The 22167-nt window shown below is 48.0% G+C and carries 20 protein-coding genes and 1 pseudogene; 8 read left to right on the forward strand and 13 right to left on the reverse strand.

Going from position 1 to position 22167, the window contains the following annotated elements; all coding sequences use genetic code 11:
• Positions 1 to 50: 50 nt before the first annotated feature.
• Positions 51 to 2384, forward strand: coding sequence for a YhgE/Pip domain-containing protein (locus G4O42_RS05150; protein WP_014304734.1), 2334 nt, complete (start codon positions 51 to 53; stop codon positions 2382 to 2384).
• Between the two features lie 61 nt (positions 2385 to 2445).
• Here G4O42_RS05150 and fabHB read toward each other — a convergent pair whose 3' ends face one another.
• Positions 2446 to 3423 (reverse strand): beta-ketoacyl-ACP synthase III FabHB, encoded by a 978-nt coding sequence (gene fabHB, locus G4O42_RS05155; RefSeq protein WP_003155217.1) that lies wholly within the window; start codon positions 3421 to 3423, stop codon positions 2446 to 2448.
• Between the two features lie 136 nt (positions 3424 to 3559).
• Positions 3560 to 3778, reverse strand: a complete 219-nt coding sequence (locus G4O42_RS20160) for a hypothetical protein (protein WP_032874353.1) — start codon at positions 3776 to 3778, stop codon at positions 3560 to 3562.
• 131 nt (positions 3779 to 3909) lie between these two features.
• Here G4O42_RS20160 and G4O42_RS05165 point away from each other — a divergent pair, with 131 nt between their 5' ends.
• Complete coding sequence (locus tag G4O42_RS05165) at positions 3910 to 4941, forward strand: M42 family metallopeptidase (protein ID WP_228549691.1); 1032 nt, start codon at positions 3910 to 3912, stop codon at positions 4939 to 4941.
• 40 nt (positions 4942 to 4981) lie between these two features.
• On the opposite strand, the gene G4O42_RS05170 is transcribed toward G4O42_RS05165, so the two are convergent.
• Both G4O42_RS05170 and yhfH read right to left on the reverse strand, forming a co-directional pair.
• Entirely contained in the window at positions 4982 to 6271 is a 1290-nt protein-coding gene (locus G4O42_RS05170; RefSeq protein WP_003155211.1) for a glutamate/proton symporter GltT, read from the reverse strand.
• A 233-nt stretch (positions 6272 to 6504) separates the two neighbouring features.
• Positions 6505 to 6645 (reverse strand): protein YhfH, encoded by a 141-nt coding sequence (gene yhfH, locus G4O42_RS05175; RefSeq protein WP_012117221.1) that lies wholly within the window; start codon positions 6643 to 6645, stop codon positions 6505 to 6507.
• Positions 6646 to 6796: 151 nt separating this feature from the next.
• Here yhfH and G4O42_RS05180 point away from each other — a divergent pair, with 151 nt between their 5' ends.
• The 4 genes from G4O42_RS05180 to G4O42_RS05195 all read left to right on the forward strand — a co-directional run bounded on the left by G4O42_RS05180 (position 6797) and on the right by G4O42_RS05195 (position 10937).
• The gene (locus tag G4O42_RS05180; protein ID WP_032874357.1) at positions 6797 to 7531 is read left to right on the forward strand and encodes an MBL fold metallo-hydrolase; all 735 of its coding nucleotides are present in this window, start codon (positions 6797 to 6799) and stop codon (positions 7529 to 7531) included.
• Between the two features lie 12 nt (positions 7532 to 7543).
• Positions 7544 to 8539, forward strand: coding sequence for a lipoate--protein ligase (gene lplA, locus G4O42_RS05185; protein WP_007409204.1), 996 nt, complete (start codon positions 7544 to 7546; stop codon positions 8537 to 8539).
• Positions 8540 to 8619: 80 nt separating this feature from the next.
• Positions 8620 to 9264, forward strand: coding sequence for an SDR family oxidoreductase (locus tag G4O42_RS05190; protein ID WP_032874359.1), 645 nt, complete (start codon positions 8620 to 8622; stop codon positions 9262 to 9264).
• Positions 9265 to 9395: 131 nt separating this feature from the next.
• Entirely contained in the window at positions 9396 to 10937 is a 1542-nt protein-coding gene (locus G4O42_RS05195) for a fatty acid--CoA ligase family protein (RefSeq protein ID WP_032874361.1), read from the forward strand.
• A gap of 48 nt (positions 10938 to 10985) precedes the next feature.
• Here G4O42_RS05195 and G4O42_RS05200 read toward each other — a convergent pair whose 3' ends face one another.
• Positions 10986 to 11381 carry a YhfM domain-containing protein gene (locus G4O42_RS05200; protein WP_003155199.1) on the reverse strand — a complete coding sequence of 132 codons (396 nt, stop codon included), beginning with the start codon at positions 11379 to 11381 and terminating at the stop codon, positions 10986 to 10988.
• 154 nt (positions 11382 to 11535) lie between these two features.
• Between G4O42_RS05200 and G4O42_RS05205 the strand changes: the two genes are divergently transcribed.
• The gene (locus G4O42_RS05205) at positions 11536 to 12786 is read left to right on the forward strand and encodes a M48 family metallopeptidase (protein WP_032874363.1); all 1251 of its coding nucleotides are present in this window, start codon (positions 11536 to 11538) and stop codon (positions 12784 to 12786) included.
• Positions 12787 to 12831: 45 nt separating this feature from the next.
• Here the strand turns inward: G4O42_RS05205 and G4O42_RS05210 are convergent, their stop codons facing one another.
• Positions 12832 to 13980 carry a S8 family peptidase gene (locus G4O42_RS05210; protein ID WP_032874368.1) on the reverse strand — a complete coding sequence of 383 codons (1149 nt, stop codon included), beginning with the start codon at positions 13978 to 13980 and terminating at the stop codon, positions 12832 to 12834.
• Between the two features lie 488 nt (positions 13981 to 14468).
• Between G4O42_RS05210 and G4O42_RS05220 the strand changes: the two genes are divergently transcribed.
• Positions 14469 to 15347, forward strand: coding sequence for an ABC transporter substrate-binding protein (locus tag G4O42_RS05220; RefSeq protein ID WP_032874372.1), 879 nt, complete (start codon positions 14469 to 14471; stop codon positions 15345 to 15347).
• Between the two features lie 15 nt (positions 15348 to 15362).
• Here G4O42_RS05220 and G4O42_RS05225 read toward each other — a convergent pair whose 3' ends face one another.
• From G4O42_RS05225 to G4O42_RS05250, 7 genes and pseudogenes are all read right to left on the reverse strand, one after another.
• Positions 15363 to 15938 carry a histidine phosphatase family protein gene (locus G4O42_RS05225; protein ID WP_007610462.1) on the reverse strand — a complete coding sequence of 192 codons (576 nt, stop codon included), beginning with the start codon at positions 15936 to 15938 and terminating at the stop codon, positions 15363 to 15365.
• A gap of 50 nt (positions 15939 to 15988) precedes the next feature.
• On the reverse strand, positions 15989 to 17080 hold the full coding sequence (locus tag G4O42_RS05230) for an acetyl-CoA C-acyltransferase (RefSeq protein ID WP_032874374.1): 1092 nt from the start codon (positions 17078 to 17080) through the stop codon (positions 15989 to 15991).
• Positions 17068 to 18504 carry an acyl-CoA synthetase gene (locus tag G4O42_RS05235; protein WP_032874376.1) on the reverse strand — a complete coding sequence of 479 codons (1437 nt, stop codon included), beginning with the start codon at positions 18502 to 18504 and terminating at the stop codon, positions 17068 to 17070. The genes G4O42_RS05230 and G4O42_RS05235 overlap by 13 nt, the downstream gene beginning before the upstream one ends.
• An 11-nt stretch (positions 18505 to 18515) precedes the next feature.
• Positions 18516 to 19073: a biotin transporter BioY gene (locus tag G4O42_RS05240; RefSeq protein ID WP_014304743.1), complete on the reverse strand. Its 558-nt coding sequence runs from the start codon at positions 19071 to 19073 to the stop codon at positions 18516 to 18518.
• A 130-nt stretch (positions 19074 to 19203) separates the two neighbouring features.
• Complete coding sequence (locus G4O42_RS20225; RefSeq protein WP_369878811.1) at positions 19204 to 19719, reverse strand: methyl-accepting chemotaxis protein; 516 nt, start codon at positions 19717 to 19719, stop codon at positions 19204 to 19206.
• A gap of 243 nt (positions 19720 to 19962) precedes the next feature.
• Positions 19963 to 20622 (reverse strand): annotated as a pseudogene (locus tag G4O42_RS20230) (protoglobin domain-containing protein); the annotation flags it as partial.
• Positions 20619 to 22142 (reverse strand): FAD-dependent oxidoreductase, encoded by a 1524-nt coding sequence (locus tag G4O42_RS05250; RefSeq protein WP_032874378.1) that lies wholly within the window; start codon positions 22140 to 22142, stop codon positions 20619 to 20621. The gene G4O42_RS05250 and the pseudogene G4O42_RS20230, both read right to left, overlap by 4 nt.
• Positions 22143 to 22167: the final 25 nt, after the last annotated feature.

Genomic DNA, 22167 nt, shown 5'->3' on the forward strand with positions numbered 1-22167 from the left:
GCCGTGACCGTTTTGTCAAATGAGTCAGTTTGCGGAAGGAGGCAACAGGGTTGAATACAATAAAAAGCCAGTGGAAAGACATTGTAACGAACAAGAAACTGTTAATCCCCATCATTGCCATATTATTCGTTCCGCTGATCTACAGCGGAGTGTTTTTGAAGGCGTACTGGGACCCGTACGGCACGGTGGATCAGCTGCCGGTTGTCGTTGTCAACCAGGATAAAGGGGCGGACTACGAAGGGAAACATCTTCAGATCGGTGACGATCTTGTGAAAGAGTTAAAGAAAAATGATAATTTTGATTGGCATTTTTCAAACGATCTTGATCAATCGTTAAAGGACTTATTAAATGCTAAATATTATTTATTGGTCGAGATTCCTGAAGATTTTTCTAAAAACGCCAGCACGGTAATGGATAAAAATCCGAAGAAGCTGGATCTGAAATATCATACGAATGCCGGATCAAACTATGTCGGCGCGACAATCGGCGAAAAGGCGATCGACAAGCTGAAAGCCTCCGTGTCGAAAGAAGTGACGGAGCAATACGCAAAAGTCATTTTTGACAATTTTAAAGATATTGCCAAAGGACTCGGCAAAGCCAGCAGCGGCGCCAAGAAAATAGACGACGGCACGAAAAACGCGAAAGACGGCAGCGCCAAGCTGAAGGAAAATTTAGCGAAGCTTACTGAAAGCACCGCCACCATCGGCGATAAAACGCAGCAGCTTGCAGACGGAGCGGCGAAAGTGACAAGCGGAATTCAAACGCTTGACAGCTCTATCGCAAAACTTCAGAGCGCAAGCGCCGAAATTCAAGATAAATCAGGACAGATTGCTTCAGGAGGAGGCCAAGTGGCCAGCGGGCTGAAAACGAGCCTTGACGCACAAAAGCAGCTCCAGCAAAAGCTTCCGGATTTAACGAATGGATTAAGCGCGTTAAACAGCAAGGCGCAGGAAGTGTCGCAAAAAGCGGCGGCATTTGAAGATGCGATCAATTCAGTCAACCTCTCAGATATTGAAAAAGCGGTTGGCGAGCTTGAGCAGACTGAAAAGGAATTGCAGCAGTTTAAGAAAAAGCTTTCTGATCTGAAAAACAGCCTGGATGCCCGGGATGACGCGGTCAAAAAGGTGATTAAGGACAGTGATTTCTTAACGGATGAGCAAAAAGCGAAACTTGTTCAGCTTCTGAATGAGAAGCTTCCGAAGGCCGACCTTCCGGATTTAGACAATATCGTCAGCCAGCTTCCGTCCGGCGGAGATATCCAGCTTCCGGATATGTCAGTCATAAAAAGCGCGCTGGCAGATGTAAAAGCGAAGGCTGATCAGCTGAAAGCACTGCCTCAGTCCACATCGAAACTGTATAACGGCGCGGCGGCGGTACAAGACGCGATTAACCAGCTGACGGCCGGAACTGATAAATTGTACAGCGGAGCGCAGACCGTCTTTGAAAGCCAAAACAAATTGACGGCCGGTATCGGCGAATACAACAGCAAGTTCGGACAGCTCAAATCAGGATCAGAAGCGTTAGTGTCAGGGAGCGGCCAGGTGTCTGGCGGCTTAACGAAACTGCTGGACGCGCAAAACAAAATCCATGATGGCTCGTCCAAAATTGAGCAGGGTCAAGCGTCTCTCGGCACCGGTTTAAGCAAGCTTTTAGACGGCACCGGACAATTGTCCAGCCAGCTGAAAGATGCGGCTGATCAAACCGGGGATATTAAGACAGATGACAAAACGTACAGCATGTTTGCCGATCCGGTAAAAACGGACGATAACGCGATTCATTCCGTGCCTAACTACGGTACCGGACTGACGCCTTATATTCTCTCTATGGGCTTGTATGTCGGCGGATTGATGCTGACGGTCGTATTCCCTCTGAGTGAAGCTTCAGGGCGTCCGAGAAACGGTTTTGAATGGTTCCTCAGCAAATTCAGCGTCATTCTGCTCGTCGGACTGATTCAATCCGTTATTGTCGCCACGGTTCTGTTAAAAGGAATCGGGCTTGATGTGGAGAGCACTTGGAGATTCTATCTCTTTACGATGATTACCAGCATCGCGTTCCTGTCCATGATTCAATTATTGGCGACAACGATGGGAAATCCGGGACGCTTTATCGCTGTCATCATTCTGGTGCTCCAGCTCGGGGCAAGCGGAGGAACCTTCCCGCTTGAACTCCTGCCGGGATTCTATCAAGTGATTCACGGGGCACTGCCGATGACTTACAGCATCAACGGGTTCCGCGCCGTCATTTCAAATGGCGATTACGGCTATATGTGGCAGCAGGCATCCATTCTGTTGGGCATCGCCGTTGTCATGATCGCGCTGACCATCGTGTATTTTACGGTGCAAAGCAAAAAAGAACACAAAACGGAAGAAGAAATAACAGCATAAGAAAAAGAGGCTCTGAGCAGATGCTCAGGGCCTCTTTTTTTAGATTTCGATCGTCGTACCATTAAAATCCCCATCTCACCAACAGTCCGGTATACGTCAATCCGCCGCCGAACCCGAATAATACCAGCGTCTGGCCTTCCGACAGTTTTTTTGCTTTCACAGCTTCATCCAAAGCGAGAATAATAGAAACCGATGAGGTGTTGCCGTAATATTCAACGCTTGTCAATGTCCGTTCAAGCGGGAAGGGCAGTTTTTCGCAGATGGATTCGATCATCCGCATGTTGGCGCTGTGAGGAACGAACCAATCCAGATCGTCTTTTGAAAAGCCGGCTTTTTCTAAAAGGGCATTGCATTCCTCAGGCACGGTTCTGGCCGCCCATTTATATACTTCGCGCCCGTTTTGCACCATGTTTCCTCCGCCTTTAAGCGGCTCGCCGTTTAATTCTGCGCTCAGTCCCGTGCGATACAGCACGTCCGCACTTCCTCCCGCTGTTCCTTGCACGGCTGCCAAAAAGCCCGGCGCTGATTCATCGCGTTCCACCAATAGGGCGCCTGCAGCGTCTCCGAAAAGAACGCAGGTCGTCCGGTCAGTATAATCTGTTACCTTTGATAATGTTTCACCGGCAATGACAATCACTTTTTGATGGGAACCGGCAGTAATTAATGCGTCTGCGAGCTGAAGGCCGTAAGTGAGTCCGGCGCATGTGGCGTTAATATCAAGCGCCCCTGTGTGCGGCCAGCCGAAGTAAGCCTGCACGCGTGCCGCGGTGCTTGGAAACGCATAGTCCGCCGTCGTTGTGGCGACAAGGATCATATCGACATCATCAAGAGTTCCGCTGTATCGTTCTGCAAGGTTTTTCACCGCTTCCACACACAAATCCGATGTGAATTCATGTTCGCCGGCAATGCGTCTTTCCTTCATACCGGTGCGCTGGACGATCCATTCATCAGATGTATCGACGATGCGCTCCAAATCCGCGTTTGTTAATCGGCGTGCCGGAGCATATGTACCGATTGCTGTAATTTTAGATTTTGACATGAAAAAATCACTCCTTTATATCAGATTATAACACCTGATATTATTACTTGGTACTAATTTTAATAAAAAAACCCAAGCAGCATCCGCTGTTTGGGGAGCATGAGAATCTATTTGTAAAACGGGCTTGTGTGAACGATTACCAATGACGGCAGCGGCAGCATGAATGATGATGCTTCTTTTTGTCTTTCTTCTTTTTGTCTTTCTTCTTTTTACAAGGGTCTTCTTTTTTCTTTTTACAGTGATCTTTTTCTTTTTTACAGCCCCAGAAGGCTGCACCAGACCAATCATCCTCAAACCAATCCTCAAACCAATCATTATGAAATCTTTTCCGCTTGTGCGGTTTACGGCTGATCATACATTTCCCTCCTATGCTCATGCTCCCTTCATTCTATGAAAAAAGAGAAGGAAAAGATTGGACGGGTTGTGGATCAAAAGAGTATATTTTAAGAAGAATAAAATTGATAGGAGGAATGACCTGTGGAAAATATGAAACATACGATGGAACTGATTAAAGAATTGGTGTCGATTCCGAGTCCGACGGGTAATACATACGAGGTTATCGCCTATACAGAAAGTCTTTTAAAAGAATGGGGCGTCTCCTCTTACAGAAGCCGCAAAGGCGGTCTTTTTGTCACAATTCCCGGCCGTGATGACAAGAAACACAGATTGCTGACGGCGCATGTCGATACGCTCGGCGCGATGGTAAAGGAGATAAAGGCGGACGGCCGGCTGAAGATTGACTTGATCGGCGGCTTCCGATATAACTCGATTGAAGGGGAATATTGCGAGATCCAAACTTCTTCCGGCAAAACCTATACAGGCACCATCTTAATGCATCAGACTTCAGTGCACGTCTACAAGGACGCCGGCAAGGCAGAGCGGAATCAGGAGAATATGGAAGTCCGCCTTGATGAGCCTGTCCGGACGAAGGAAGAGACGTCTGATCTCGGCATCAGGGTCGGCGATTTCATCTCATTTGACCCGCGTGTGCAGATTACGCCGAGCGGCTTTATTAAGTCTAGGCATCTTGATGACAAAGCGAGCGTGGCTCTGCTCTTGAATTTAATCCGCCGCATCACGGAAGAGAAAATCGAACTTCCGTATACGACGCATTTTCTGATTTCTAATAATGAAGAAATCGGCTACGGCGGCAATTCCAACATTCCTCCTGAGACCGTCGAATACTTGGCTGTTGATATGGGAGCGATCGGCGACGGCCAGTCTACGGATGAATATACCGTCTCCATTTGCGTGAAGGATGCGAGCGGCCCGTACCATTATCAGCTCAGAAAACATCTGGCCGGGCTTGCGGAGCGCTATGGCATTGATTACCAGCTTGATATTTATCCGTATTACGGTTCTGATGCCTCAGCAGCCATCCGTTCGGGCCATGACATCGTTCACGGGCTGATCGGCCCGGGAATTGACGCTTCACACGCTTTTGAACGCACGCATGAGTTATCGCTTCTTAATACGGCGAAGCTTTTGCACCGGTACGTTCTATCGCCGATGGCATAAAAAACCCTGCGCGGAAATCATTCCGTGCAGGGTTTTCATTTTAACCTGAGATGGTTGTGTTTTGTTCTGTTTTGGCGAGGCTCATGACCTTCGCGCCTTTAACGGGATCATACTGGCCTTCCCATTTTGACATCACAACGGATGCCAGCGCGTTTCCGGTCAGATTGACGACCGTACGGGCCATGTCCATAATCCGGTCAACACCGGCGATGAATGCAAGGCCTTCTGCAGGAATGTTGAATGCGCCTAATGTCGCAAGCAGGACGACGAAAGAAGTCCCGGGCACGGCAGCCATTCCTTTGGAAGTGACCATCAAGACAAGCACAAGGGTAATCTGCTGCCAAATGGACAAGTCAATGTGGTATACCTGAGCGAGGAATAAAGCGGCGATTGATTGGTACAGCACAGATCCGTCTAAGTTAAAGGTATATCCGATCGGCACAACAAAGGAAACAATACCTTTCGGACAGCCGATTTTCTCCATTTTTTCCATAACGCGGGGGAGTACGGTTTCGGAGCTTGACGTACTGAACGCTAATAAAATTTCATCCTTCATATAGGCGAGGAATTTGAAAATGTTTACTCCGGCAAGCTTTCCGACGATTCCGAATACAACAATGAGAAAGAAAGCCAAAGCTACATATACTAAACCGACCAGTTTACCGAGTGAAAGCAGGGAACTGAGCCCAAATTTGGAAACGGTAACACCAATCAATGCAAAAACACCAAACGGCGCAACTTTCATGACGAGGTTCACAACATGGAACATCGCATGAGAAACACCTTCAAAGAAGGCCAAGACAGGCTTTCCTTTTTCACCGATTGCCGAGATGCCGAGTGCAAACAGCACGGTAAAGCAGATGATGGCAAGCAGATCTCCTTCGGCTAATGATTGGAAGAAGTTTGTCGGTACGATATGCAGGAATGTGTCTGCGATAGATTTGTTATTTTGTTCTTTTTCTGTTTCAACATATTGACTGATATCTGTCTTTTGAGCTTCATGTATATTAACGCCTGTTCCCGGATGAAACAGATTCGCCAAAGCCAGCCCGAGAATAATGGCAAAAGTGGTAATGATCTCAAAATACAAAATCGTTTTGAAGCCTAATTTTCCGACTTGTTTTCCGCTTCCCGCACCGGCAACGCCGATGATTAAGCTGGAGACGACAATTGGAATCACTATCATTTTGATTAAGCGTAAAAACAAATCGCCGATAGGCTGTAAATATGTTGGAATGGCGGGATTGCCGTACCAGATGACACCGACTACAACCCCTAGTATGAGTCCGACGAAGATTTGCGTCGCTAGTCCAAAGCGTAATTTTTTCATAGATTACCTCCCGAAGAAAAAAGTGCAATAAGTATCTAAAAAGATAGCTATTAGAACAAATTATAATAGAAAAGAAAACAATCCGTCTATAGAAAAATATAGATTGAAAATACTGAATCTTTTAAAACGTACAGATAATTGCTAATAATGGTGAATAACGCCCTATTCAGAAAGTATGATGACGGCCGAAAAAACGGGCGCCGCACAACTTAGAATTGTGCGGCGCCCTATTGTCACATATCCTTAATTTTCAAGCAGTCATTGCACAGATTAATGTGACACTCATACTGCTCAACAATCTCATTTCCGCATTCTTCGCATTTCTTACCGGGTAAATTTCTGAAAAAATCCGACATCTTTTCCAACATACCCATCCCTCTTTCATTATTTTGTCTCTACATTGTATTATAACAGTTTTGGAAAATCAACGGCTGTTTTGGCACAATGTTTAAAACATGCAATTTGTACGAAAAATAGGTATATTGGAGGAAAGGATCTTTTTATCATAAACATTCGGAGGATTATATGAAAGTTACAGTCATTGGATGCTGCGGCGGATATCCGGCCGCAAACGAAGCAACTTCAGGCTATCTGTTTCAGTCCGGCGGCTATTCTCTGCTCGTCGATTGCGGAAGCGCCGTATTATCAAAGCTATTTGCCTATGTTCCGGCAGAAGAGCTTGATGCCGTCATTTTGTCCCATTATCACCATGATCATATCGCTGATATCGGGCCGCTTCAATTTGCCAAACAGGTCGGCTCCTTTCTCGGAAAAGGGACGCATGCACTGCCGATTTACGGGCATGATGCTGATATAGAACAGTTTGAGCGTCTTACATATAAAACGCATACAAAGGGAGTGGCCTATCAGCCGGACCGCCCGCTTTCTGCAGGGCCGTTCACCATTACCTTTCTGAAAACGGTGCATCCGGTCACTTGTTATGCGATGCGGATTACTGACGGTTCAGCTTCTGTTGTGTATACGGCTGATTCAAGCTACCAGGACGCGTTTATCCCGTTTGCGGAAAATGCCGATCTGCTGATCTGCGAGTGCAATTTTTACGCAGACCAGGACGGCACGTCAGCCGGCCATATGAACAGTTTGGAAGCCGGACGTATCGCGAAGGAGGCCGGAGCGGGGGAGCTGATTCTCACGCATCTGCCTCATTTCGGCGAGCACCGGAAGCTGAAAGAAGAAGCGGAATCCGTGTTCGGGGGCGAAGTGACAATCGCCGCTTCCGGATTGAAGTGGGAGAAATAAAGGAGGAGCACCATGTTATTTATCGACAACCAAAACATAACCGATCCGAGGATCAACCTCGCGATCGAGGAATATTGCGTGAAGCATCTCGACCCTGAACAGACTTACCTGCTGTTTTATGTCAATCAGCCGTCGATTATCATCGGGAAGAACCAAAACACAATAGAAGAAATCAATACGAAATACGTAGAAGATAACGGAATTATCGTCGTCCGCAGGCTGTCAGGAGGCGGTGCGGTTTACCATGACCTCGGGAATCTGAATTTCAGTTTTATCACCAAGGATGACGGCGACAGCTTTCACAATTTTAAAAAATTCACCGAACCCGTTATTCAGGCGCTGCGCCAGCTCGGTGTAGAAGCTGAATTAAGCGGCCGAAACGACATCGTCGCGGACGGCAGAAAAATTTCCGGCAACGCTCAATTTTCGACGAAAGGGCGTATTTTCAGCCACGGAACATTAATGCTGGATTCCGCCATTGATCATGTTGTGTCAGCCTTGAAAGTGAAAAAAGACAAAATCGAATCAAAAGGCATTAAGTCAATCAGAAGCCGTGTCGCCAACATCAGCGAGTTTCTTGATGACAAAATGACGGCGGACGAATTCAAAAAGCATCTGCTTCACCATATTTTTAATACAAATGATCTTTCCGAAGTGCCGGAATATAAACTGACCGATGAAGACTGGAAAGCGATCCGGAAGATTTCCGAAGAGCGCTATCAAAACTGGGACTGGAATTTCGGCAGGTCGCCCGCATTTAATCTTCAGCATTCGAAACGTTATCCGGTCGGATCGATTGATCTGCGTCTTGAAGTGAAAAAAGGAATCATTCAGGACTGCAAAATTTTCGGTGATTTCTTCGGTGCGAAAGATGTGAGTGAAGTCGAACAGGCGCTGACCGGAAAACAGTATGACAGAACCGCTATCAAGGAGGCGCTGGCCGGAATCGATCTGAAACAGTATTTCGGCAAAATAGAGCTGGAAGATTTCCTCGAGCTGATTTATTAGAACATTTGCCGAACGCATGATTTGAATCAGCGCCCGTTTTTGTGAAATGATAGAACCATAATGAATGGGGAGGGATCATGATGAAAGTATTTCTCATCGGAGCAAACGGACAGATCGGACAGCGGCTGACCGGGCTTTTTCAAAAAGACGGCACGCATACGCTGCGGGCGATGGTCCGGAAACAAGAGCAGAAAGAAGCGCTTCAAGCCGCGGGAACAGAAGCCGTTCTTGCAGATTTGGAAGGAAGCACAGAAGACATCGCGAAAGCCGCTGAAGGCTGTGACGCGATTGTGTTTACCGCCGGATCAGGGGGAAGCACCGGATACGATAAGACGCTTTTGATTGATCTTGACGGAGCGGCGAAAGCGATAGAAGCGGCAAAGAAAGCCGGCATCAAGCGGTTCATTATGGTAAGCGCCCTGCAGGCTCATAACCGCGGCAATTGGAATGAAGCGCTGAAGCCGTATTATGCCGCAAAGCATTATGCGGATAAAATTCTTGAAGCGAGCGGTCTGACGTATACGATTATCCGGCCGGGCGGGTTATTAAATGATCCCGGCACGGGAAATATCAAAGCCGCGGCCGATTTAGAAAGAGGCTCCATTTCAAGAGACGATGTCGCCAAGACCGTTATCGCATCCCTTGATGAACCGAATACGTATGAAAAAGCGTTCGATCTGACAGCGGGCAGCACGCCGGTCAGTGAAGCGCTGAAACAATTATAGTTTCCGGTTTTACGGCACTCGGGGCTTTTTGCCCTTGAGTGTTTTTCTATATTTTTCTATAATAAAAGTGAACGTTTATTCCGGATAAATGAATGACTATTCATTCATTACTTTTTTAAAGGGGTGGGAAAATGAATCTGGTTTCCAAATTGGAAGAAACGGCATCGCAGAAACCGGAAAAACCAGCTTGTCTGTTTCAAGATCAGTACATGACGTATGAGGAGCTGGCAGGTAAAATCAAAGCATTTGCAAACGGCTTGGAGGACAGGGGACTGAAAAAAGGGGATCATCTCGCGCTGCTGCTCGGAAATACGCCTGATTTTGTTATTGCGTTTTTCGGCGCGTTAAAAGCGGGAATTGTCGTCATACCTGTTAATCCGGCATATACACCTTCAGAAATCGCATACATGTTGAAAAACGGCGATGTCAAAGCGATCGCCGGCATCGACCTTTTAATTCCCGTATTTGAAAGCCTGCACGGCTCGCTGCCGCTGCTGGAGCATATCATTATCAGCCAGACAGCAGAGAACGCTCCATCGACAGAAGACCCTCAATTGCGCTTAAAAATGACAACGTTTGCAAAAATGCTCCGCCCGGCGGAGCGCAGCAGAACTTATCCGACATTGTCCAAAGATGATACTGCCGTCATTTTATACACCTCAGGGACGACCGGAAAACCGAAAGGCGCCATGCTCACCCATCAGAATCTTTTCTCCAATGCAAATGATGTCGCCGGATACTTAGGAATGAATGAGAAAGACAAAATTGTGGCGGCATTGCCGATGTTTCACGTTTTTTGTTTAACCGTTTGTATGAATGCGCCTCTGATGAGCGGAGCGTGTGTCTTAATCGAGTCGCAATTCAGCCCGGCTTCTGTGTTTAAACTGATTAAAAGCCGTCAGGCAACCATTTTTGCCGGCGTACCGACGATGTATAACTATCTGTATCAATACGAGCACGGCAAGGCGGAGGATTTTGCGTCCGTCAGACTGTGCATTTCAGGCGGGGCCTCCATGCCGGTCGCTCTGTTGCAGACGTTTGAACAAACCTTTGACGTCACCATTCTGGAGGGGTACGGACTTTCTGAAGCGTCGCCGGTTACTTGTTTTAATCCGTTTGACCGGGGGAGAAAGCCCGGCTCGATCGGGACGAATATTTTACATGTCGAAAATAAAGTCGTCGATACACTCGGACGCGAATTGCCCGACCATCAAGTGGGAGAATTGATCGTGAAAGGGCCGAATGTAATGAAAGGCTATTACAAGATGCCCGAGGAGACGGAGCACGCGCTGAAAGACGGCTGGCTGTACACGGGTGATTTGGCGAAGCGCGATGAAGACGGTTATTTTTATATCGTCGACAGAAAAAAAGATATGATTCTCGTCGGCGGATACAACGTCTATCCGCGCGAAGTAGAAGAAGTGCTCTACAGCCATGAGGGCATTAAAGAAGCCGTGGTCATCGGCGTTCCTGACGCCAAAACGGGGGAAGCGGTGCATGCTTATATAGTGCCTGGGGACGGTGAGCTGACAGAGCAGGCGGTTTTTGATTACTGTGAAACACATTTGGCAAAATATAAACGGCCGGCGGAAGTGGTTTTTCTTGATGAGATTCCGAAGAACGCGACCGGGAAGCTGCTGAGACGGGCGGTCCGGGACATGCTTCCGAAATGACGGACGAAAAGCGAAGCCGGGGGGCTTCGCTTTTACATGCTGATCCGGTCAGCTCTGCGATTCTTCCTTAATGATGCTTTGCACAAGCTTCGTATCATGCCGGGTCAGTTTGTAATACGTGTTTTTATACTTGTACATCATATAATTGCCGCTTTCGAGCCACATGCTGAATGAATCAAAACGGTCTTCATGGTATTTGACCGTTCCGTCGTAATCGGGAGATACGCTTTTGGTCAGTTTGACTTGTTTTCCTTGGTTCAAGATATCGAGCATATCTTTTACATTCTGCCTGTCTTTAATTTTGATTTCTTTTTTTCCGTGCTCAGACAGAATAATCAGATCTGCGTTGCTTGATGGAAACACATCGCCGGTCCGGCTGTATACATAGAAGAAAGCAATAACCAAAAGGGCGATTACTACAATAAACGCGATTATTTTTTTCATATTCATCACTCCGTCTTTTAGTCTTTCCCGCTTCCTGTTGTTCCATTCTTTTCTGTTGTGAAAAGATTAACATCCGTTTCGGAGGCTTGGTTCTATTTATTTGCATTTATGCTTACAATAGGAGTAAGTCATAAGGCTAAGGAGGGAGACTTCCATGCGCAAATGGATAGCGGCAGCGGGGCTTGCCTATGTGCTGTACGGCCTTTTTTTCTATTGGTATTTCTTTATGACAGGAGACTCCGCCGTCCCGGAGGCCGTAAAGGGAACGAAAGCCGATCCGTCCTCGTTTATGGACCCGGGCCGCCTGGCAGCCGCTGAAAACTTTTCAAATGTAAAAGATTTTTTATTTTTCATCGGAGCGCCGTTAGATTGGTTTTTATTTTTTCTGCTGCTCATTACGGGGCTTGCCAAAAAAATAAAGCATTGGCTCGAAGCAGCGGTGCGCTTTCGGGTGCTGCAAATTGTAAGCTTCGTATTTGTGATTTCACTCATCGTTACGGCGGCTTCGCTTCCGCTTGAGTGGATCGGATATCGGGTTTCGCTTGCGTATCATATTTCGACGCAGACAACAGCAAGCTGGATAAGAGACCATGTCGTTGATTTCTGGATCAGTTTTCCGCTGTTTGCCGTGTGTGTGCTTGTGTTTTACTGGCTGATCACAAAGCATACAAAAAAATGGTGGTTTTACGCTTGGTGTCTTACTGTGCCGTTTACCCTGTTTTTGTTTTTCCTGCAGCCGGTCGTGATTGATCCTTTATACAATGATTTCTATCCGCTGAAAGACAAGGAGCTGGAAAGCAAAATTTTGTCGCTTGCCGACAAGGCCGACATTCCGGCCAGCCATGTTTATGAAGTCAATATGTCGGAGAAAACGAATGCGCTGAATGCGTATGTGACGGGAATCGGTTCGAATAAGCGAATCGTTTTGTGGGATACGACGCTTAACAAACTGAAGGATCGGGAAATTTTGTTCATTATGGGGCATGAGATGGGGCACTATGTGATGAAGCACGTGTACATCGGACTGGCCGGGTATCTGCTGCTGTCATTAGCCGGGTTCTATATCATTGACAAGCTTTATAAGCGGCTGTCCAAATTCTTCGGCCGAATGCTTCATATAAAGGGGCCTGAAGATCTGGCCGCCCTCCCGCTGTTATTGCTGCTCATATCCGTTCTCAGTTTTGCTTCTGATCAAATTACGAATGCCGTCTCCAGGTATCAGGAAAACGCCGCCGACCGCTACGGCATTGAGCTGACCGGAAACCGGGAAGCGGCGATTGAGACGTTTCAGGACTTGGCCGATACGGGACTGAGCCGGGTCAACCCGCCGTTTCTCGTCAAAATTTTCAGAGGGAGCCACCCATCGATCATGGAGCGGATTGAACATGCGGAGGAAGAAAAATAATAAAAAAACCGGCGGGGCCATGGCCGACGCCGGTTTTTTTATGTTTTACTGAGCTGCCGCCTGTACGTTGATCAGCCCTTTTCCGTAGTAGAAAGCATCACCAAGTTTTGTAGTGGTGTTTTCTAAACTGCTGCGGACTTGAGTGTTTGTCCAGTTCGGGTGCTTAGAAAGAATCAAAGCAGCCGCTCCGGCAACGTGCGGAGATGCCATTGACGTACCATTGTACGCGCCGTATTTGTTTCCAGGAAGCGTACTTTGGATAGAAACGCCTGGTGCCATGACATCAAGCTCAGAACCTACGCTTGAGAAAGATGCTCTTTGGTTGCTGCTGTTAACAGCGCCTACCGCAATGACAGAAGGGTATTTACCAGGGTAGCCCACTGTGCTAGAGCCGCCGGAAGTGCCTTCGTTACCGGCTGCCGCAACCACTACGACGCCGGAAGCAACGGCTTTGTCAACTGCCGCTTTTAACGCTGCAGAACCAGAAGGTCCGCCGAGGCTCATGTTAATAACGTCCATATTGTTTGCGATCGCCCACTCAATTCCGTTAATGATCCAGCTGTACTGGCCGGAACCGTCAGCGCCGAGAACTTTTACCGCGTAAAGAGATGCGCTTGGCGCAACGCCTAATACACCGACTGAGTTATTAAGAGCTGCAACTGTACCGGCAACGTGAGTTCCGTGAGAGTTTCTGTCTTGGAAAGGATTTGTTTCAGAAGGAACCATGCTGGCTCCGCCTGCTACCTTTAAATCAGGATGAGAAGAATCGATACCGCTGTCGATAACCGCTACTTTAACATTTGATCCGGTGAAGCCTTGAGAGTGCAGAGCAGGGGCTTTAATCTGTGATACGCCGTAAGGCACGGACTGCGCGTACGCTTGTGCAACGTGATCTTCTTCAACGTAAGCGACGCTAGGGTCTTTTTTCAGCTCTTTTACAGCTTTTTCATTTAATGTAGCTGAAGCTGCGTCTACATATTTGAATTGCTTTTGCACTTTCCCGCCTTTTTCAGAAATGACATCTTTTTTCTTGGCGGCGCTCATCGTGCTCATTGTCTGCTTAAATCCGACAATATATTTCTTTTCCCCGTTTGATTTCCCTGCAGCCTGGGCAGAAGTCGTGCTGCCGAACGCCATCGTAAAGATTAACGCTAAAGCAAACAGCAAACTGATCCATACCTTTTTGCCTCTCACTCTTTATCCACTCCTTTTTTCATTTGCAGAATAACCAATAGACAGATTATTCTGTGGATTAATTGTATAGTATGGAATAATATTTTAGTAGACCCAATTTTTTTCAGTTTGTTTTATTTCTATTTAGGTATATCATCTCTCTTTCGTTTAATAGGAACCCGAAATATTTAAATTTTAATGGAAAAAACCGATGGAAGGACATGAGTATTTGTACACAGCCGCAAACGCTCTCTTGTTTACTGGGTCGAACGGTTTGATTCCATTTTTGGAAGCTGAGGCAAAAACAGGATAAATGTCACCTTTTGTTGAATGCAGAAGTCTGATGGAAACGAAAGCGGAATGAAATAAAGCGGCCGGCATGAATCAGTCTTTGGCTTTCTTGACGGAGAAAAGCTGTGAAACCATTTTATAAAAATAATGATAATGAATATCATTGATACTTATATTGTCAATGATATAATTGCGGAAAAACGAAAGAGGGGGAACAGATGAAACCAATTTTCAGTATGCTGATGATCTTATCCGTTCTCTTCATAACGGCATGCTCAGAACAGGAACATGAAACCGCCGTCAGGCACGATCTGGGGACGGCGCATGTGGCTGCGCACCCGCAGCGCATCGCCGTATTGAATGAGGGCTTTATTGACACCCTCCATGACCTCGGCATAAAGCCGGCGGCCGCGGCGGATAACCGGAAAGAGCGAAACGACGGCAGTCCGTCCGTCGGGCCCCCGTCACATCCCGATTTGAAAAAGGTCACTTCGTTAAAACCCGATCTCATCATTGCAGACTCAAGCCTGCACAGGGGGATATACCATGAGCTGACAAAGATCGCTCCGACAATCGCTTTGAAAAATGAAGCTGCGGATTATCAGGATGCGGTTGATGCTGCCCTTACCATTGAAAAGGCGGTCGGTAAAGAGGGCATCATAGAGAAACAATTGTCGGCTCAGGAAGAAAAGCTGAATGACATCAAAAGAAAGCTGGATGCAGAAGGCGGCACGATTTTATTAATTGACGCTGCAAATGGCAGCATTTCCGTAAAGGATGATCAGTTTTTTACGTCCCGGCTTTTGGCGCTCGCAGGGTTTACATATGCGGTCCAGACGGATTCCGGCGGGAAATCAGACTCTATCAAAATGACGCCCGGGCAGCTTTTGCATATCGATCCTGATTACATCGTACTGCTGGACGGTGAGAAAGAACTCGAAAAAAATCACCTTTGGAAACAGCTGACTGCCGTAAAAAACGGCCGCGTTTACCGCGCGGACAGGGCGGTATGGACGGAGCGCCGGAGCATTGACGGTGCGGACGCCATATTACATGATCTGCAGAAAAAAATGCTCGCTAAAAAGGCCCAAAACTGAATTCGGGCCTTTTTGTTATGATTCTGATAGGTGGCTGCTTACATTGTAATCTTTGACGCGCCACTTATTTTCAATTCGTTCGATATTGCTCAGGCACGCATTGACAAGCTTAGCGTTTTGTATGTCGGTATCACCGTCAGAAATGGCGGACAAGAGGGCGTGAATGGCTGCGCCGTGAGCGACGATCAGTACTTTTTGCTCAGGAAACCGCTCCTGAACTTTCACTAAACCGGCAAGCATTCTGTCTGTCAGCTCTTCTGCGGTCTCCATGTTCGGGTAGTTTTTATCCGGGTAGCGCTTCGACCGTTCCGGTAAAGACATTCCTTCCGCATCACCGTAGCTCCGTTCTCTGAAATCTTCCATGACGACAATGGGAAGATTCAAAAACCCGTTAATAATGTCAGCTGTTTTTCTGGCCCGTTTCATCGGGCTTGAGACGATGACATCCCATTCAGACCCCTTTAAGTACTCTCCTGTTTCTTTCGCCTGACGCTCTCCCGTCGCATTTAACGGAATATCCGATTTGCCTTGAAGCTTCTTTTGGGCATTCCAATCAGTCTCTCCATGTCTTACTAAACAAACGGCAGTCATAAAGTCTCCACTCCGATCATTTTTTATCGATATCATCTATTATACTGCCGTTACGTTAACACTTCAAAGAGAAGCGCCAGTCCGACTCCGCCTCCGCTGCCGATCGCTGCTGCTGCATAGCGGGCATCAGGGCGTCTTTTTGCTTCATAAAAAAGCCGGGTGACAAGCGCCGCCCCGGAAGCCCCGTACGGATGCCCGACGGCCAGAGCGCCGCCCCGGACATTTATTTTAGAATACGGCACTTGAAGCTGCTGTGAAAAAACGCATATTTTGACGGCAAACGCCTCGTTGATTTCGTATATATCAATATCATCCGGTGACAGGTCCCGTTCCTTCAAAAGCTTTTTGACGGCATAAACCGGAGCTGCTGACGGATAATGCGGATGGACGCCGCTTACCGCGCTTCCGATAAAACGCAATCCCGGCTTTAAACCGAGAGATCGCGCTTTTTGTTCTTCCATCACACAAACTGCCGCCGCCCCGTCAGAAATTCCGCAGCTGTTGGCGGCGGTTACAGAGCCTCCGGACTGAAAGACGGGTTTGGCGCGGGCGATGAGAGGCGCCATGTTCCGCTTTTTCAGCATGTTTTCGTCAGCGGCGAATCCGTGGCAGGGGAGAATTTCCCGGCGGTACAAGCCGTCTTCGTGTGCTTTGACGCTCCGTTCATAGCTGAGAAGGGCATATTCGTCCTGCATCTTTCTCGTTACGCCGTAAGCCTGTGCCGTATACTCGGCCGCTATGCCCATATCAGGATCGCCGATGTGTTCAGGAGAAAAGCGCGCCCGGGATGAGAAAGGGGAACGGCTGCTGCTCTCCGCTCCTCCCGCGATGTATGTGCTCCCCGCGCCGGCTTTAACAAAGTGGCACGCGATTCTCACGGCGTCCAATCCGGAACCGCACTGCCTGTCGATGGCCGTACCGGACACGCTCAAAGGAAGCCCGGCGGCCAAGGCTGACAGCCGGGCGAGGTTCCCGCCGCGGCCCGTCGCGTTTCCGATCAGGACTTCATCAATGTCTTCGGGCATGTTCCGGCTCAAATGTCGGATCAGCGGAGCTGCCAAATCTTCGGGGAGACAGTCTTTTAACAGGCCGTTTTCCCGGGCGAAAATCGTCCGCTTCGCATCCGTAATTACAGCTTCCATTCCATCATGTCCTTTGCCTGCTTTTGTACGGCGGCACGGGCGATCTTTCCGCCGGCTGTTTCCGGTATTTCTGAAAACAGCCATTTTTTCGGGATTTTATATGCTGCCAGCTGCTCGCGGCACTGTTTCTTCAGTTCCTTTACATTTGCATGTCCGTCGATCACCGCAACGGCGATGCTGCCCCAATAATCATCAGGAATGCCGATGACGGCCGCTTTTCTGACGCCCGGACAGCGGTTGAGCACACGTTCTATCTCTTCCGGGAATACATTCAGGCCGCCTGATACGATCATCCCGTTTTCACGTCCTTCGATATAAAGATAGCCTTCATGATCGATATATCCCATGTCATCAACCGTCATCCAGCCGGAATCATCAGGTTTTGCGCCGTTGATGTATCCGGAAAATTTCATCGGGCTGTTCACGAAAATCTTCCCCGTTTCGCCCGGCATGCAGCGTTCTCCTCCGGGGCGGCGGATTTCGATTGTAACATTTTCAAACGGACGGCCCGCCGCGTCAGGCTTCCGGGCGCTGTCTTCAGGCGATAAGAACGCCACGAAACTCAGCTCAGACGTTCCGTAAAAATCGTACAGCCGCAAATGGGGATAGCGCTCTGACAGCGCTTGTTTTGATGAAGCGGGCCAGTCTGCACCGGAAGAAATCACCTTGAGCGGTGTATCGGGAAACGCCTCTAGTGAGAGCAGGGCGTCTGTCATTGTCGGAACGGTATATAGAACGTCAGCTTGTCTGAGCCGGTCTTTCATTCCGGCCGGATTGAATTTTCTTTGAAGGATGACGGTTCCGCCGATAAACAAAGTGCTGACGGCGCCGTATAAAAAGTGTGACGATCGAAGTGTGCCCGGTACCAGCACTTTGTCATCAGGGGAAATGCCGAATTCACGTTTCGTACAAGAAAAGCTCTCCAGCCACGAACGGTGAGAGCGGGTGAAGGCTTTCGGCTTACCGGTCGATCCCGAGGTGAATCCGGTATAAAAGGGCAGGCCGGCGTTTTTGATCAAAGCGCCTTCCGTTTTTTCCGCCTCGATCAAAGGCCTGCATTCATCCCACAGGATGACAGGCGTTTTGACGCCGTCCAGTCTGCCGCTCAGCCGGCGGTCACAGATGACGAGGTCGGTTTTGCTGATGTTCAGCTGATCCGCGAGTTCCGCCGCTGCCGAGCGGGGATCTAACGGAACCGCCGTGCAGCCGGCATGCGCCGCCCCTGCGAAAAGTTGTAAAAAAGGGATGCCGTTCGGCAGTAATATTGCAATGTTTTCCGGCTTACCTGAAAGGCTGCCAAGCCAGTTTGCGGTTTGGTTTACCAGCCTGTTCCAAGTTTGATAGGTGATCTGTTCTGTTTCTGTCTGAATTGCGATCTGTTCCGGCGCTTGTCCGGCTGTATCTGAATATGATGATGTAATCATGATGACTAAAATCAGCTTCCTTTCGTCGGCAAAAGCCGGCTAGCTTGAAGAGTTTTTCTGATTCTTACGGCTGCGAATGAGGCTGCGGCCGCTTTAAGCAGATCTCCGGGCACATAGATGAGGCTGAGCTTTACGGCAGTTAAGATATCAATGTGCATTATAAAAGCCTGAACGGGAATGCCGATGACATACAAAAACAGCACGCCGAACAAGAACTGTCTGATAAACAAATGGGGGACAGCAGCTGAGCGAAGGCCTTGGATGCTGAGGCTCAGCAGTAATGCCGCCAGCGGATATGCGATGAGATATCCGGCGCTCGGCCCGAAAAAAACCCCGAACCCGCCTCTGCCGCCTGAAAGGAGAGGCGCTCCGCATGCCACAATCAGCAAAAACAGCAATTGGCTTAAAAACGCCGCTTTCGGTTTTAGGATGCTTCCCGATAAGAGCACACCGATCGTCTGGAGCGTAATCGGAACCGGCGTAAAGGATAAGAAAAGCGGCGGGAGCAGTCCCAAAAGTCCCATAATGGCGGTAAACACGGCAATATGCATCATTTCTGTCAATTTCATTATGTATTCCTCCAGCTTATCAAAATATGTTTATACAATAAAGCGAGTCTTTATATATGTCAACTCTATTATATTTTGAGTTAACATTAAAAAGACCGGCCCTTTATGAAAAAGGCCGGTCGGTTTATCTTTATTCTTCTGTAAGGATAACAAGTGAATCAACGGATGATGCAACGTGGGATACGGCGCGGCTGACTTCTTGAAGACCGCCGAGAAAGGCCTGCAAATCAACGTCGATTTTGCCTGTCTGGTCTTTGCTCGTTTTCATGCTTTGGACGATGTCATCAAACAGACGGTTGATCTGCGCCATTTTTTCTTTCGTTTCACTTACAAGTCCGTTTACATCTTTAATATGTTTGGACACGATGTCGATTTGTGTATTGGTATTGTTCACGAGCTCTGATACGGTGGAAACGGTTTTTTTCGTATCCTCTGAAAGCTTTCTTACCTCCGTCGCGACAACGGCGAACCCTTTGCCGTGCTCACCGGCTCTCGCAGATTCTATTGAGGCGTTGAGTGACAGGAGATTCGTTTGCTCGGCGATCCCCGTCACGATGCCGAAGATTTTTTCGATCTGCTGGGCGATGTCATTCAGCTTGTCCATTTCTTCTTCAATCTGCAGAAGGCTGGCGTCGATTTTATTCATCTGCTTCTGCTGGCTTTCAAGTTCTTTTTTCCCGCCGATTGATTTTTCTTCGACATGTACGGAAGTGACGGTGCCGGCTTTTGACGCCTCGGAAATGCCCTCGGATTTGTCGACCAGCTCCTGCACGGCTCTGCTCGTTTCTGAAAACAAATCAGCGAGTGATCCGGATGTTTCCTGGATTTTTTGATGAAGACGGGCTTTCTTTTCCTCTTGTTCGTCACGCTGGCAGTTATATTCGCTCTGGAATGCTTCAAGGACGAGCTGCTGTTCAAGATTCAATATTTTCGTCGTCGCTTTGATCGCTTTTAAAAGCTCATGCAAATCCGGGATTGCTGCTTCATATATGTTCATCATCGACAGAAGCAGATCCTGAAACGCTCCCATATACCATTTCGGTTCAAGGCCGATCCGCAAGTGGATGGAAGCGATGCGCTGTCTTTTTTCAATGAATTCATCATCAATCGTGCCGGCAAACATCTCATGGATATGACGCCGTAATGTTTTTTTCAGGCGCTCGACCGTGCTGTGGTCGTTAATGATCGTCATTAATGATTTTTCGTGATCTAGATTTCGGTAAAAGGAATCGACGATTGTTGAGATATGTTCTTTAATTAACGGCTGCAGCTCTTCAAGCACATGAAGTTCTTCGTTTCCGAGCCTGACCATTTTCAGCTGTTTTTGGACATCTGCATATTGATTTGAAAGCGCGATGCGTTTTTTTCCATCGGCTTCTGAAAAATAAGCTGTTTCTTTTTTGCGGTCTTTTTTAAATAACAATATAAGTTCCCCCAGATATTCTCTTTTTCTTTTTATCGGTATGGAAGGAACTTGAATGAAGGAATCTGATAAAAATATTTTAATGCAGAAAAAAATAAAACCATTCGTACAGAATGGTTTAGTCAATCTTGGCTGAGGCGCTTCAGCGGCTTGATGGCGGGACCTTCGGCAACCCCGCCGTCAGGTGTGAACCGGGACCCGTGACAAGGACAGTCCCACGTCCGTTCGCCATCATTCCATTCGACCTCACAGCCCAAATGGGTGCATGTCGTATCGACAAGATGCAGACAGCCTTTTTCATCTTTATAGGCGCCGGCCCGTTTGCCGTTTACCGTTACGATTTTTCCCTCCCCGGGCCGAAGAGTCTCAGGTGAAGCGCCCGGCCTCTCAAGTTTGCCCGAGATAAGGTGTTTGGCCACGTCGGCATTATAAGAAATCAGTTTTTTCAGTCCCGGATCTGCGTGGAAGCGTGACGGAATAAACAGGCCGGAGAACGGGTTCTTTTTGTTTTGAATATGATCAGACAAAAGCTTCGCCGCGAGCGCTGAGCTTGTCATGCCCCATTTTTTAAAACCGGTCGCCGCCAAAATATGTTCTTCATCGCCTGAGATGGGACCGATGAACGGAATTTTGTCTATGGTGACAAGGTCTTGTGCAGACCAATGATATGGGATGCTTTCAACCCCGATTGTGTTTTCCGCAAATTGTTTCAGCGCTTCGTAATGCTCGGACATTTCTTTTCCTTGGCCTGTTTTGTGGCTTTCGCCGCCGACAAGAACCAGTTTTTCACCGTTCAAATCGGTGTATCGCAGTGATCTGGACGGCTTGTCTATGCTGAGATACATCCCGTCCGGATACGCTTGTTTCGGTTTTACCGCGAGTACGTAGGATCTGCTGGCATACATTCTGGCGGCGTAAAGCCCCCCTCCGTCATAAAAAGGAAAGTGGGAAGAGCAGACAATGTAGCTGCACTTGATGCCGTGTCTGTTTTTCGTGACCACTTCCGGCTGCGGTTCTTTTTTTATGTCGATCGCAGCCGTCTGTTCAAAAATCCGCGCCCCGTTTTTAACGATCTCTTTGACGAGCGCCGCACCATATAAAAGCGGATGGAATTGCGCCTGATTCTTCATGGCGAGACCGAGCCTGCAATCAACGGGGACGGGAAGTTCTTTCACAAGCTCGTGTTCAATGCCGAGCTTGGTATAAGCTTCCTGCTCGCTGCGGATTTTTTTGGCGCCTGATTCTGTATTGGTGTAAAGATATGCGTCTTGTTCAGCCAGTCTGCATTCAATCGAAAGGTCCTGCATAATCTGCTTCATGTCTTCCATGGCGCGGAGATGGGCTTCGAAATACAGCCTTGCGCTGGTCAGGCCGATCTGCTGAATAAGATCGGCATAGATGAAATCATGCTGGGCGGTGATTTTTGCGGTCGTTCCCGCGGTCGTCCCGTTTAAAATCCGGTCTGCTTCAATGACAGCGACACGGAAACCTCTTTTCGTCAGTTCGTATGCCGTTGTCAGGCCCGTAATTCCTCCGCCGATAACCGCAACGTCACATTCCGTATCTTCAGTGAGGGCGGGAAAGGAAGGAATGTCAGCTGTTGCTTTCCAATAGGAAGCCGGTTCCTCGTTTGAAAAAGTAGTCAATTCAGATTTACCTCCTCTGTTGTAT

This window comes from Bacillus sp. LUNF1, from assembly GCF_011008975.1.
In the GTDB taxonomy this organism is placed as follows: domain Bacteria; phylum Bacillota; class Bacilli; order Bacillales; family Bacillaceae; genus Bacillus; species Bacillus velezensis.